Below are 14,910 nucleotides of genomic sequence, written 5' to 3'. Positions count from 1 at the left end.
GTTCCCTTCATATGTCATCGACCTTTATGTCTTTAACCATGAGTTGCAAGGTCGTGTTACCGTTATATGTATTCTCTTCAATCGTATAGCAGATATTAAAAGGTTTCATCCCTTTAATATGCGGGCTGTGCTGATGCATTCCGAAAGCGATGCCATGGATGGGCGTGTTCGATTTGTCGTCTATCAGTTCCAGCTTGATATGTTCCAGTTCTTTGCCGACCAGCTTGCTTGTCCCGTAATCTTTTACGTTTAACGAGCAGAATACCGGTTTCTGGTTGTCCGGACCGAAAGGATTCATCTTTTTCAGTTCGCTCATGAACTTGGTATTGATGTCCTTCAGATCGAGAACGGCGTCGATGTCGATTTGCGGGATCATCTGTTCGGGGATAATCTCGTCGGCAGCCAGCTTCAGGAAACGTTCGGTAAATTCATCCAGATTTTCTTCTTTCAGGGAAAGGCCGGCGGCATAGGTATGTCCCCCGAAGTTTTCCAGCAAGTCACGGCAGTTCTCTATTGCCTTATAAATGTCGAAACCGGTAACTGAGCGGGCAGAACCGGTGATCAGTTCGGATGATTTGGTCAGCACAACTGCCGGACGGTAATATTTCTCTGTCAGTCGCGACGCAACGATTCCGATAACTCCTTTATGCCAGCCGGGATTGTAAACGATTATTGCTTTCCGGTCTTCCATATTGGCGAATTCATCGATGATAGCGTTTGCCTCGTCGGTTATCTTTTTATCGAGTTCGCGTCGTTCGTCATTGTATTGGTTGATGTTTTCACTCTTCTCGCGGGCTGATTCTACATCTTTGGCGAGCAACAGGTCGACCGCTTCTTTTCCGTTCATCATCCGTCCGGAAGCGTTGATGCGCGGACCGATCTTGAAAACGATGTCGCTGATGGTTATCTCTTTCCCGGTAAGTCCGCAGATGTCGATGATACCTTTCAGTCCCAGGCTGGGATTACTGTTCAACTGCTTTAGTCCGTAATAAGCCAGGATACGGTTTTCTCCCGTAATAGGCACGATATCGGAAGCAATGCTGACAGCCGTCAGTTCCAGTAATTTCTCCAGTTCGGAGAAAGGAAAGTTATTGCTTTTGGCAAAAGCCTGCATGAATTTGAAGCCTACGCCACAACCGGACAGATGCTCGTACGGATAGATGGAATCTACGCGTTTAGCATCCAACACCGCAACGGCATCGGGCAATGTATCATCCGGCATGTGATGGTCGCAGATAATAAAGTCAATGCCTTTTGTCTTTGCATACTCAATCTTTTCGATTGCTTTGATTCCGCAGTCGAGCGAAATAATTAATGTGACTCCGTTGTCGGAGGCATAATCAATCCCTTTATAAGAAATGCCATACCCTTCGTCATAGCGGTCGGGAATGTAATAATCCAACGTCGATGAATAGGGTCTTAAATACTTATACACAAGCGATACGGCAGTCGTGCCGTCTACATCGTAGTCGCCGTAAACCAGAATCTTTTCTTTATTGCCCAAGGCTCTGTTCAATCGTTTCACCGCCTTATCCATATCCGGCATCAGGAACGGGTCATGCAGATCGTTCAGATTGGGTTTAAAGAATTTTCTGGCTTCTTCAGCCGTCGTAATCCCTCTCTGAACAAGCAGGAGACAGATGACCGGGCTGAAACCGATTTCGGCTGCCAGCGCATCTCTCTTATGTAATTCTTCTTCTGTCGGGGTTTGAAAATTCCATTTGTTAATCATTATATATTGTTTTTTTCTTTTTATCTCCCTAAAAATAATATGCCAATTACTAATGTGCTAATATGCTAATGATAATACCTTAATAAAATCCTGATTCCCAGGATTGGCACATTTGCATATAGGACTATTGGCAAATTATTATTTTTGAATCCGTAAAGTTAGAAATTAAAATGGAGAATTTTGGTGGGGGTGGCGAAATATTAACAATAAAAAAACCGGCCTTCCCTTCATAACTTAAAGAGAGGTCGGTTTTTATTTGTTCATGCAGATTTATTTATCTGTATTGTTCAACTTTTGCAGTAACATTTTGCCCGGTTTAAATTTTACGCTGCGGCGTGGCCGTATCAGGCAGGTTTCGCCGGTACGCGGGTTTCGTCCTTCGCGAGCAGTCTGGCTCCAGGGATGGAAAGTGCCGAAACCCTGAAGGATCAGTGAATCGCTTTTGGACAGGCGCTCGGTCATCAATGTTTGCCAGGCTTGCAGAAAACGATAACATTCCGTCTTAGGGAGCGAAAGACGCTCGGCCAGGTCGTTGACTATTTCTGTTTTGTTCATTTGAGTCTTTAAATTTTGTTGTTAATTAAATGGAAAAGCGGACTTGTTAATGAGTGGCTGTCGCTTCCTTCTTTTTCAGTGTGACTGTCAGATTAGGTCCGTTCATTAATCTGTTGGTGAATGTTAGATTACAATCGGTAAATTCAGTTACATCCTTTTGGTTCGATACGGTGTATTCTACGTATTCATGAGTTCCGGTTTCCCAATTTGCTGCAACTTTTGAGATCGTCAACCAGGTACAATCCGTATTCTGCGGCAAGACCGGGTCTAGCGAACTACTAACCTTAATGGTGAAAGTTCCGTCGCTTAACTGATCTGTATCCACTTCAATCGTATCGGCAGTAATAGTGGTAGCCGTTTTATCATCGCTTGAAATATCAAATGTGATTGCCGGGTCGAGTAGGTTTACCTTCAGGATCGTATCCGCATTTTGGATCGTGTTTGCCTGATTGGTGAAGGTAATGTTCGGATCTGTTGTGACAGATGCACGGGCCTTTGTCGTGTCGGCAATCTGGATGGCATAGGTTGTTGTGAAACCATCGGTCGCTACCGGAGATATTTTTATACCCTCAGGTTCATTATACGTAACTCCTTCGATACACATAATATCCACGAGAGCCTGGCTGCCCTTTACATTGAAAAGATTGGCTTCGGCCGGAGTTTTTGTCAAATCGAGCGAATTACCTTCCGAATGTTTTCCTGCATCACTTAATACCGGAGCAACTACCGGTCCGTAGACTGTCAGTGTCGTCCATAAAGCCGGGTCATAGTTGGCTGCCGTGTTGCGTAACGTGATCTGGCACGGGGCTTTGCGGACAGCATCTGCGTAAGTGAATGTCAGGAAGGTTACCGTCTTGCCGGGAACGGTGTCTGTGTCGTAGGCATAGGTCGGTTCTGCCAGCCAACCTCCGTAGGTTTTTGTCATCACAGACATATCGGCTTCCACTTTGGAGGAAGCGAGAACCATCATTTTGAACTGTCCGCTTTCTTCATTGACGCGAAGCGCATAAGGATTCTCATTGATAACGACGGGTACCTGGGTCACATTGTCACCTTCATTTACTATGCTGAGCGAAGCGTCTCCCAGAAATTCGGGTGCAGCGTTATCGGGTTTGTTGTTTACGCCGCCGCCCGAGGTCCAGTCTTCCACTTCTAAAGTTGCCTGTATACTTGAATTGATTACGTCTGTGATGTGCAGCTTGTAACGGTTGTTTGACAGAATCTGAACGTATTCGACTTTCGGATTTACAGGATCAGTATTGTCGGTACGGTTGATCTCGATCGGATAGACTACATCAGTTTCGGTACCACCTACAGTACTTCTGAATTTACCTCTGACAATCAGATAACTGCTGTCGGAAGGCATGTTCGGATATATGTAGAGGGCACTTTCGGTCATACCCATATTGGCACCGGACAGCTTGGTGAAGTCGTCGGCTGCATAAGTGATCAGGGTAGTAGCACGGTCTGCCTTGTCTATCTCCTTTAATGCTTCGCCAAACAGGGGAGCGTTGCTGCGGGCATTGGCTACCGTGATGCTGTTGATAGTCAGGCGCGATTTCAAAGCTGTGTTGTCGATATCGAAACGGGCTACGAGGCGTTTGAGCTCGATGTTGACTACCGAAGCGCTACCACTGATCTTTGTTGCGCTGCTACCTTGCATAATGAGCGGAGTTTTCAGCCAGGTGGCACCACCTTCGCCGGCTTTCAGCAATTTAGCGGTATAAGTAGGTATAAAAGCCGACTCCAATGTGCCGGGGGCTGTAATTATGCCTTTGTCGTCTGTTGTGACGGCGGTTAGAGCATCGGCGTCACTGCCATCCAGTTTATATCTGTTGCCATTTGGTAAATTGGCGACACAATAGAGTTTCAGATAGGGAAGGCCTTTTAATTCGCCCGGTTTGATAGATGCTTTCCAGGAGGAACCTGAATTTTGCAGGGTGAAGGAGTTCGCGGCTCCTGCCCGGGTTGACCAGGTTTCCAGATAATGCCAGTCATCGGGGTCTGTTGTCATCGTTGCGGCGGCAAAGATGTAAATGTCCAGTTCGTCTATATTGTTCTCTTTCTCCGAGGCGATAGCTTTGGTAGGGTATTCCACACTTTCTCCGCTTCCGGTGAAGACCAGTTGTATTTCGCCGGGCTGTCCCTGTAGGGGAGATTCCTTGCCGACTTCTTCGTCGGTACATCCGACGGTTGCGCCACAAAGGGCGACAGCTACTAATAAATGTTTGATATTCATTTCGTTTAATTTTAAAATGTAATGATTGTTTTAATGACGGGAGTAATTGGCTTTAACACCCCCCTTAATCCCCTCTCGAGAGGAGAAAGGGATACTCCCTGTCTGTATAAACTTGCCTTATCGGGCAAGAGTGGCCTGCCCGACCTGGCAGGGCATCGCTGCCTGTGCTGGCAGGTCTGTCCTGCCGGTTACTCTATTTCCGGTCGGTCGCTACCGCCACCGCCGTTGCCTGCATGGACGCTGGCGGTTACCGAGCGCGGTTCTTTCAGCAATGATTTGCTGTTGCAGAACTGTGTGGTAATAGTCAGTTCGTAATTACCGTCCGGCAGGTCGGTTGGCACCAACAAGGTCAACTCCGACGGTTTGTTCGTGACGATCATATCGCTTTCGAGTGTAATGACGTTTTTCGATTCGGTATTGGTGAAGGTGACGCCCACACCTGCCTTGTCTCCTATAACCTTGAGGTTCGCGCCCCGTACGAAGAGGTTGCGGCCCGGGGTAACGGTACCGTCTTTCAGACCGGTTTTGCGGTCTTCCACTTCGAGGATATACATCACGTCCGCCTTTTCGCCCAGAATATGGACGATTGTTTTGGCGATCTCTTCGCGTATTACCTTATCCTGGTTAAAAGCGACGTAGATGCTGTTCTTTTCGGGGTTCCACTTGCCACTTTCCACCACGCCGGTAAAGCGTGGAACGGCATAGAACAGTCCTGTGTTGAGCTGCCAGCCGTTCATCAGCAGGCGGGCGCAGATTCGTTCATAGAGGGTTGTTACATGTACGATGGTTTCTATACGGAGACCAGTATCTTCGTTAAGCATTTCTTCGTAGATTTTGTTGCTGTCGGCCTTGCCGGTCGATTCGAGAACAAGGATTTTGTCGTTGGGATCGGCGGTCACCGTGTTGTCGGCGAGCCAGCCTTTTAATGTGTTTGCCATTTGGGGATTGTTTTTAATTATTATAATTGATATGATTTTATTCAGGAATGGAAATGCAACGTATACTTCCTGTTTCTTTTGTGTCGCCACCGATCAAAATTAGATCGGTAGTTGCTATGATTGTTTGATTTGTCGTATTGGAGAGCATTGCACGGGCTACGTTGTTTCCGCTCGTATAAAAAGACGTATTAGCCCAGTAATAAACATCTGGTTTAAGAATATTTTTGGCTTGTATTTCCTTTACATTAGTGCCATAAGGATTTCCACCTAAAAAAAGTGCTTGTTCGTTGGAAATTGGAATTTTCCACCCGTCAGGACATTTGGTTTTCATACCCTCTGCCCATGTAACATCTGTTGCTGCATCTGTAGCAGCCATGTAAACATTGCCATAGCACCAAACATCTGCTCCATTATATTTTTTGACACCAATATTATTAATATTAACGGTGGACACCTTTGAAGTATCGGAGCCATTGGTAATTCCGATTGTTATATCATCACCTTCTTGTACATTTCTTGCTGAAATAGAGATCTCTTTATTGACCATGGAAACGGTTACTTTACCCGTGTCGCCTGTAATACTGATACCTCCGATGTATGAATCTGCAACTGTATATTTTAATGTGTTTGAAGCATTGTTTAATTTGGCAATGTATACAGTAGTATCTGTTACAGCTTCAGTTAACGGAGCTTCAAATGAACCGACAGGCGTTACAGTAATGGTTTTATCTCCGTTTTCCGGTTTCGCGTTTTTGAAAGTGATAACAGCAGGATGCATTCTTACTGTCATTAGGTTCGCTATTTGCTTAATCTTTATATCTTTATCGTCCCCACTGGCAATATTTGTTCCAGTCGTGACATCAAACCATTTATCACCATCACCGAAATTGATATTAGAAATGGAACAACCGTTAGGTGAACTGATTTTAAACGTCGTATCCTGACTGGCTTTTGCCGTAAAAGTTATGTTATCTACTTTAATATCCGAATTTAGCCTTTTCACATAGATGGTTTTACTGATTCCCTGTGCTTTATCAGTAAAAGTGACGGTTGCTCTCGGGGCATCTTCGCCGTTGTAGCTGTCATTTATTATTATTTTGAAAGCATACGTTTTTGAACTCAGCGCTTTTGTCAGGTTATCCGTTATCGTGGGAGCTTCTATTTTCAGCCAGTCTTTGTCTGTGCTGCCGTTTTCGTACGATTTGGTTACTCCGATTTCCGAGTTGGTGCCGACTGTGACATTGAAATAGCTTCCGCTTCCCCGGGTCATATAGACCAGGCTTGAATCGGCTATATATTTGTTGCCGGGAAATGCGTCCGGTATATCGATTTTCATATCTCCCGGGGTGTTGTCCGGTTCGTAGTCGTCGATTTTGCCGTCATCTTCCCAGTCGGCTGTCGTCAGGGTACATTTTAGCTGATACGGGTCGGCATCGATGATATTGACGGTATAACGGTGATTGTGGGCAATGTCGAGATACGTGCTGTTATCGCCGTTGTCTGTTTTAAACGGGACCTTGTAGGTTACTTCCGTACTGTCAGTCTTGTTGACACGGTAGATACCTTTCAGTAACAGATGTCCTTGGTCTTTGGTGGGACTGGGCCAGGAGTAGAAAGCACCTGTACAGTTACCTTCGTTGGCATTTTTCCCTTCAAACTTGCGGGCGGGATAAACGATCAGGTCACCTTTTGCGGCAGGCTGTGAGCCATAGATTTTGATTGGGAAGAAGGAGGTAGCTTTTCGTCCGTTCTCCATCGAGACGGAGGTTATCCGTAAGTTCGACAGCTTCTCATTGTTCACGATGTCGAAACGTGCCACCATGCGGGTCAGCCGGATGCCTGTGGTGTAGCGCGTAGAGACGGCAAGGTCGGTCAGATCGACCGGTACGGTCAGTGCGCCGCTCATCGGCAACGGAGTGACCAGGGTATCGGCCGCTAATGCCGGATCGATAAAGGGAGTGCGGTAGGTCAGAAATTCCTGTTCGGTAGGACGACCCGGTTGGGAGATCACGACCGACGAACCGCTTTCGTCGGCAGCTGTCGTTACCAGGGATGCGAACAGGGTGTCGGCAACTGTCTGGTTCGGGTCGGCAAAGACCAGCGGCGTACCGGGGTCGGCGGGATTGGTCGTATCTCTCAATTTAGCCGGGTCTTTCATCTCTTTCTGGTTGGCAATGCAGTAAAGACGGATGTAAAGCCCTTTTTTAGGTGTTAGCTTCGCTGTCGTGTTATTGTCCTTGCCGGGGATGGCTGTCAGTTCGAGCGGAGTGGCTCCGGCCGGTAGCGGCAGGCCTTCGGGGCGGTAGGCAAAACGTTCCTGAAAGGTGTACGTGCCGTTTTCCTCTTCGGAGCCGAACACGTAGACATCGAGCGTTTCGATGGTGTTCTCTTCGGCGGTAGCGATTTCACCGGCTTTGGTCGCTGTTGGCGACAGGCTTAATTTGTTTTTCAATGTCAGCATTACTTCCCTGCGTGTTGGGTCGTCGATGCCTCCGTCGGTTTCCTTGTCGAGCGGTTGCTCGTACTCGCTGGTGCAGGCTGTCCATGCCAGAAATCCGGCCAGGCTACAGGCTGCGAAAGCAGATAAGTTACTTTTCATTTTCATGACTTTAAAAGTTTAATATGAATACTCGTGTGGCATTGTGCCACGTTAATATTGTGATTCGATTGACTTTTTGTTTATCCGATGGCACCGCCTTCGTCCCAGTCGGTGCCCGATACCTGGTTGACCACGATACGGTCGTCGTAGACGGTGATCAGCAGGTCGAACTCCTGTTCGAGGCTGCGGTTGAGGTCGACAGGCAGTTTATTGAAAAACTTATAGAGGTCTATTTCCTGTACCAGTATATTATCGTTATGCCAGAGGCTCCACAGTTGGTGGGTGTCGGGCGTGTATCGAAAGGTGACGAAACGCCCTGTAACTTCGCCGTCGTAGTTCATGGCTGCAACTGTTTCGTGCTGGATAAAAGGAGATTGCGTTTGCGGTAACGTGTAGACCGCCTCGTCCGGAATCAGTATCTCTTCATAGGCGGGTGTAAAACCGTACGATCCGTGTATCCCACGCAGCCGCATCCGAAAAATCCCTGTTTCGGACGGTAGTACGGTGGTGCGCCATTCCACCGTGATATTGAGCAGGGCATGCGCCTGGGTGAGGTAGATGCGCCGGCGGCAGACTTCGCCGTCGACGGTTTCGAAGGTGGCGGAGCCGTAATAGAGCCGGTCGGTGTTTCCACGGTAGGCTGGCGGCGTGCCTCCGTTGGCGGTGAGCATCCGGCTGTCAGTTACTGTTTCTTCGTTTTCCAGGTTTCCCCAGGCAACGACGGTGTAGCGTCCGGCCGGTAGTTCGCCGTTCCAGAAGGTGACGCTGTCGCCTCGCATTTGGTCGGTAGCCAGCAGGTTACCCTCTTCGTCGAAGAGGTACTGGCGGAGGCTGTTCGCATAGGCGGGCAGTGCGTTTTCAAAGGTATTGCCAGCATACCAGTATTCGATGCGTGTACTGTAAGGGCATACCTGCGGTTCGTCCGTGAAGGTACATCCGGTGGCGGCCAGTAATAAGCAGGCGGCTAGTATTTCTTTTATTTTCATGGCTGTTCGCTCCTTTCCAAAGCTATTTCGAGATTGGCCCGTGCCTTGCGCGGTTCGAGGCCGACGGCCTTGCGAAACCAGACGGCGGCGCCTTCGTGATTGCCTTCCATCAGGGTCAGTACGCCTATATTGTTCCAGGCGCGGGGATCGGCTTCTGCCTTGCGCAGATATTCCCAGGCCGAGATCAGGTCGCCCGTTAGCATCACGGCGGAGGCGGCATTGATGTTTGCCACCACGTCGTCGGGGAAGTGGTAGGCGGCTATCTCGTAAATCTCGCGGTACTGGTCGGTGCCGGGCCGATAGTAACGCGCCACTTCATATATTTCTTCGAGACTGAGCAGGTCGGCATGGGTATAGAGCAGGTCGGCGGCTTCGTCGGAACTGACGGCTCGCACGCGGTAACTGACGGTCACCTCGATACGGCGCAATCGGGGAAAGAGTTCGCGCAGCATGGTCTTATAAGGAATACCGCCTTGCAGGTTCATCAATTCCCTTTCGCGTCCATTGAAGATGCCGTAGCGGCGGATGATGTCGAGAGCAGCCTCCCGATAGGGCGGACTGGTCTGTTGCAGGAGGTCGATCAGGCCTTCCCAGTCTTCGGCAACGGAACTGACGCTGAAAAGACTGCGGGGTAATCCATAGGTAATGCGCACATATTCGGAGAAACGTGCGGCACGTGTAGCCGAGAGTGTTTCGTTGTCGCGGTAATTTCCGTCGGGTGAGGCGTAGCCGCAGATACGTATTTCGTCGATCTCGGAAAAATTGCTGTCGAGCAGGGGTGTCACCAGCTTACCTATCTTATCGAGTTCGTGGCGGTTGTTCTTGTAATCGGGATAAATATCGTCTTTTCCCAGCGGATAGTCCAGATAGAGGGTGGCGGTACGGCTCCGGTTCTTGCCGTTGTTTGCAGCTATCGGTGTCAGCCAGGAAACCATATCAGCGAAAGCCGGTTCCGCTGCAACAACCCTGGCAGGTGTCGTAGGCGTAACGTTCGCAGCAGTCGTAACGGTAGTTGTCTTCCGGGGGATGGCCGGTTGTTCCGGCCTGATTGTCGCCTTCCCGGTTGTCGGTGCGGCAACTGCGATTTGTGCCACAGATGCGCCAGCGGACCGGATTGCCAATGCGAGGTCTTTTTTCAGTGTGTCGGTGCCGAGCAGGTAGTGTTCGCAGCAGTCCTTGCTTTCCTGCCGGAGCAGGAGTGAGGCATGCTGCATCCAGGATGCGAAAGGGACGGATATGCGGTAATCGACCGTCCGGGAATCTGTCCGGCGGTTGTTGTGCAGGCGGGTATAAAAAGCCGTTTCGTCCGTATTGTGTTCCAGGAACCGTTCGCGGCGGTCGGTTCGTTCGCGGCGTGTACCGCTGATGACCACAGCCGGTAAATCAAGTTGCTGTTTCTTGTGGCTGAGTACCGGTGTAAAGGTGATTGCCAGGCTGCTGCCGACACTTACCTGGTTCAAATCCATTAGCAGATGCAGATGAAGGCTGTCGCGCAGTACCTGTATGGAACGGGGTATGATACGTATTCCCTGTGCCATACAGGCGGAAGGAGTAGCGGCGGTAGCTACAACCAGGAACAGGGCGGCATATATATATAATGTAAAGCATATTGTTTCATAACGGATAGATATTAGCGTAGAAAATAGATGACAGAGAAACCTATGCGGGTAGGCCCGAAGTAACTTCGGGTGTAGCGTCCGACGGCTTCGGCACATTCGGCGCAACGATATTTGGTGTAGTCCAGCCGGACATATCCGGCACCGATCATAGCTTCGAATCCCCATCGGTCGCCTACGGCCCAGTGATAACCATAAGTTACCCCACCGCCATAGAGGTCGCCTCGAAGTATGTGTTCTTTCAGACCGGAGATAAAAGGGATCTGTCCTATATTAAAATGTCCGTAATGACCGTGGACTCCTACGAAATGTCCTTCAAACTTTTGACAGGGCCAGTAGCGCAGTTCCGGTTGTATGAGGTATAAATTCAGTTTCATGTCGTTGGGAAATTTCCAGGCATTGTAGGCTCCCCAGAGGTCGAGAGTGAGACGATCGTTCAGGGCAATTTCCACTCCGGCGTTCGGTGTAGTGGTAGCCAGGAATAGCAGATTTGTTTTCAGTGCCGTTTGCTGCCCGTGAAGTCGGGACGATGTGCATAACGACAGAAGAAACAGGAATACGGGAATACAATAATGTTTATACATAAATGGTGACTTTTTATACACGCTATATTCTTAATTGTCTTTCCGTCTCTTGGTAAGAGACGGAAGTGAGGAGAAGAGGTATTTGTTATGTGTTGAAAAATAATTCGTATGCCGTATGTATCGTTCGAAATGGAGTAGCCTAGTAAAACAACATGTAAAACAAAAAGGGTTTAACAAGGTGCTTTTTAGGCGTAGTTTGCGAATTTCATTGATGTCGGAGCGACACCGAAGGGGACGACTGTGAATAGCCTCCGGTGAAGCCGGAGGTTATTTGATACATCGGTGAAGGTCCCTGCAAGGGGCGAATAAGATGCGGTATTGTAAGCGTTGTAATGCCTCCAAAATTGTAAAACAATTGTGAAACATCTGATAATTAGATAGTAAGGATAAGTAGAAGGATTAGATAAAGGGAAATAAAGGACATAGGGAAGAAGTTTGTAACATGTAGTTCTTTCCTTAAAATGTGTTATAACATTTGGCGATATGCCGAATGTAAAGGCTTCATTGTTGATTAATAAGCCTTTTTCTTTGCTGGTTTAAAAAAACGTTATTACATTTGCAACGTTTTAACAATTAAGGAAACAGTCTTTTCCGTCTCTTACCAAGAGACAGAATCTTTCCAAAACTTCTTTCCTTTTGAAATTCTTCCCGTAATCACAAATTCATTAACACGGTCCATTCTGGAATCATCCAATGATGTCATGTAAATGTGTGTTGTTTCCAAGGAAGTGTGTCCCATACCTTCGGAGATCAGTTCTTCCGGTATGCCTCTTGTTTTCGCCATGCTGGCCCAAGTATGCCGGGGAATATAGGTGGACAGCTTGGTTCCGACTATTTCTCCGATAGTTTTGAGCCGCAGGTTTTGCAGGCGGAGGGCACTCTCGTATTTTTTATAGGAGGTATCCTGTGTTTTAAGTACAGGAAACAGGTAGGGCCATTTTTCATTCTGGTAACGCTCGATAATGGCTTGCATAACCGGTAATATCTTAACCTTTAGTGTCTGTCCGGTTTTTCTTCTGACGTAGACCAGGTATTTACCCCGTATGTTATTCTTTGTCAGGTAAGCGATATCGATGAATGCCATGCCTTGTGCATAGTAAGCAAACAGGAAAAGGTCTACAGCCATCCGCAGGGTTGCCGAGTTCTTAAGTTGTTTGTCGTCCAGATGCATGATCTTTTGCATTACCTGCGGGGCAACGGCGCGTTTCTCGGTTTTCTCAATCCGGGTATTTACTTTGCGGAAAAGGGATGGCTGTCTTTCGATCAGTCCGTCGTCTGCCGCCCTGTTCAGGATAGAGCGCAACACACGGAGGTAGAAAGAGACGGTGTTGGGATCGAGTTTCAATGCTTCCAGATACCCGGCATAATCGATTATTATCTGTTCGTTGATAGCTTGTAGCGTGAAGTTTTCCGCGATCTTTTTTTTCTGGCTGAGAAAACGGGCGAAACTGTTACGCAGGCTTCGACAATGATGAGCGGAGGCTGTTTTTTTCTGTTCCGTAAGTTCTTTTGCCCGATACTCGATATACCCGGAAAGGGTATGTGGCCTGTTTTGTGCTTGGTAAGCTACCAGCAGGTCATCAACGGAGTAGTCACCCTGTTTTTCCAGTTGCATGATGAGTAGCCCGATTTTGTGGCGGACTTTCAGGAGCATTTCATTCCCCTTCAGCAGATAGCTGTTTCGCGAAGAGCCGGTATCTTCCGGTATTTGCAACTTTTCTTCGTGGGGATTCCATTCTTCTTCGCAAATCCGTATATCCAACGGAATGCGTCTTGTCTGGCGGTGACAGATCAACTGAACGAAAAGCGATACCGGCTTTCCCCTCAACGTCGTTTTCCGCCGTTTGATTTTAATTGATGTGTAGGTCATAAATCATCTCTTATAAATGTAATATATAACAAATGTAAGAGAGATATGCTTATTTGAAATTTACAAAGGCTGTTCTTTGGTTTTAATCCAAACTCGTTTCCCATCGAAAGTGATCGCCATTTCCAGCACATTTGTGATACCGACAGCATGGAGGCTGGCAGTGTACTGCTTGTCTTCTATCTGCCGCAGGGCGGATGAGAGTGTTTCTTCAACGGATTCATCATACAGTGGGTCGAATAATTTCAGTTCCATAATGATGCCCCGTTTACTGAGGTCACGGGGACGCATCAAAATGTCGTATCTGCCAAGACCTGCTTCCCGGTTACTGCTTATTTCGTAGGCTCCGTTGCTGACTAGCATTCCGAGTAGGAACGCTTGATAGACTTTCTCCGGGTCACGTCCGGATGTGTCGTAATAGGACAGTGTGTTGACTACAAAGTCGTTAAGGAGTCGCTGGAAGATCGGCATATTATTTTCGTCAAGAGCTTGCAACATTGTTTCAAGGCGGTCGTTCTTGACCGGACCGTTATTTATCCAGTTCTGAATGATCGTATAGAATACGGTCGATATTTCCCGATTCGGAACCTGGAGCGTATATCGGATCAGGTTGTTGTTTTGTAAGACTGGTTCGGATGCTTTCAGGTATCCGCTGAACAGCATGAATGACCAGATATTGACCGGACTTGCCAGTAAATCGGGGAAAGCCAGCTTATCGTTTATTGTACTGTAAACTGATTCACCCTGTATCAGCGCCTCAATTCCGTGACGAATCACAGAAGGACCATTTGCAACAAGGTGACGTAATAGTACATCAGAACCGGTGTTGACCCAGTAAGGGATCAGTTTTCCTTTACTATCAGTATAATTTAATACAGACCAGGGATTGTATATTACCTGATTGCCTAAAAGATATCCGTTGTACCATTGGCGTACTTCTTCCTTATGTGAAGATAACTCGTAGTCATCCAGCATCTGGTCGGTTTCTTCCTGAGTAAAGCCAAAGGCCGAACACATTTTTTTATCGAGTATGGTGTCTACAGCTATATTGTTGAGGCCGCTGAATATGGATTCTTTGCTCACCCGCAATATGCCGGTAATGACTCCTCTGAAAATATCCGTATTGTCTTTGAATACTTTCGACATAAAGTTACGCATAAAGCCGATCATGGTGTCGTAATATCCTTTATCGAATGCCGTATGTATTGGCGTATCATATTCGTCGAGCAATACCAGAGGCGGAATACCCCAGTGAGTTGTGAGAAGATCTGTCAATAGGCCGAGAGAACTTTCCAACTGGACTTGCGTCGGATTGCCGGCACGAATAATTTCGAAGGTGGAGCGATAGGATTTCTCCATATCAGGATTGTCCGGTAAATATCTATGCCTGATGTATTCCTGTTGTACTTCCTCGGCTATCCGTTCCAGTGCTCCTTCAAATGTTTCGGCCTTGCAGTCTTTCAGTGTCAATGTGATAACAGGGTATTTACCTTGATAACGATCAAAATCTTTCCATTGTTCGATCTTTTTTCCGTTAAAGAGATGCCTGTATATATTCCCTTCTGTCCGTTCGAAGAAATACCGGAGCATGGAGAGATTGAGTGTCTTACCAAAACGGCGTGGGCGTGGGAGCATTGTAATCAGACTACCTTCTTCTACTAACTGGCGGATAAAATCCGTTTTGTCAATATAATAGTAATTCTCGTCAATCAGCATTTTGTAGTCGCTGATACCTATCGGTATACGTTTTTTTGTCTCCATAATCTAGCCGTATTTAGGATGAGTTCAACTCTC

Annotated in this window: 10 protein-coding genes; all 10 read right to left on the bottom strand. The window is 47.5% G+C overall.

Features of this window, described 5'->3' with window-relative positions; translation table 11 throughout:
- Positions 1-7 precede the first annotated feature (7 nt).
- Positions 8-1,732, bottom strand: coding sequence for a single-stranded-DNA-specific exonuclease RecJ (gene recJ / locus DWW91_RS22555; RefSeq protein ID WP_007657149.1), 1,725 nt, complete (start codon positions 1,730-1,732; stop codon positions 8-10).
- Positions 1,733-2,002: 270 nt separating this feature from the next.
- Entirely contained in the window at positions 2,003-2,287 is a 285-nt protein-coding gene (locus tag DWW91_RS22550; RefSeq protein ID WP_010802922.1) for an HU family DNA-binding protein, read from the bottom strand.
- Between the two features lie 46 nt (positions 2,288-2,333).
- Positions 2,334-4,526, bottom strand: a complete 2,193-nt coding sequence (locus DWW91_RS22545) for a hypothetical protein (protein ID WP_122328966.1) — start codon at positions 4,524-4,526, stop codon at positions 2,334-2,336.
- Between the two features lie 188 nt (positions 4,527-4,714).
- Positions 4,715-5,464: a DNA-binding domain-containing protein gene (locus tag DWW91_RS22540; RefSeq protein ID WP_122328965.1), complete on the bottom strand. Its 750-nt coding sequence runs from the start codon at positions 5,462-5,464 to the stop codon at positions 4,715-4,717.
- Between the two features lie 37 nt (positions 5,465-5,501).
- Positions 5,502-8,063, bottom strand: coding sequence for a hypothetical protein (locus DWW91_RS22535; RefSeq protein WP_147426563.1), 2,562 nt, complete (start codon positions 8,061-8,063; stop codon positions 5,502-5,504).
- Between the two features lie 80 nt (positions 8,064-8,143).
- A complete protein-coding gene (locus DWW91_RS22530) occupies positions 8,144-9,049 on the bottom strand; it encodes a FimB/Mfa2 family fimbrial subunit (RefSeq protein ID WP_122328963.1) in 906 nt (301 codons plus the stop codon).
- A complete protein-coding gene (locus DWW91_RS22525) occupies positions 9,046-10,587 on the bottom strand; it encodes a DUF3868 domain-containing protein (RefSeq protein ID WP_233584554.1) in 1,542 nt (513 codons plus the stop codon). Before DWW91_RS22525 ends, DWW91_RS22530 begins: the two co-directional genes overlap by 4 nt.
- Positions 10,588-10,679: 92 nt before the next feature.
- On the bottom strand, positions 10,680-11,249 hold the full coding sequence (locus DWW91_RS22520; protein WP_122328962.1) for a DUF3575 domain-containing protein: 570 nt from the start codon (positions 11,247-11,249) through the stop codon (positions 10,680-10,682).
- Between the two features lie 598 nt (positions 11,250-11,847).
- Positions 11,848-13,119, bottom strand: coding sequence for a site-specific integrase (locus tag DWW91_RS22515; RefSeq protein WP_122328961.1), 1,272 nt, complete (start codon positions 13,117-13,119; stop codon positions 11,848-11,850).
- Between the two features lie 60 nt (positions 13,120-13,179).
- Complete coding sequence (locus DWW91_RS22510; RefSeq protein ID WP_122328960.1) at positions 13,180-14,877, bottom strand: AAA family ATPase; 1,698 nt, start codon at positions 14,875-14,877, stop codon at positions 13,180-13,182.
- Positions 14,878-14,910: the final 33 nt, after the last annotated feature.

Source organism: Parabacteroides sp. AF17-3 (assembly GCF_003635445.1).
Classification (GTDB): domain Bacteria; phylum Bacteroidota; class Bacteroidia; order Bacteroidales; family Tannerellaceae; genus Parabacteroides; species Parabacteroides goldsteinii.
The sequence above is the reverse complement of the archived record's forward strand: the minus strand, read 5'-3'. Positions and strand labels throughout refer to the sequence as shown.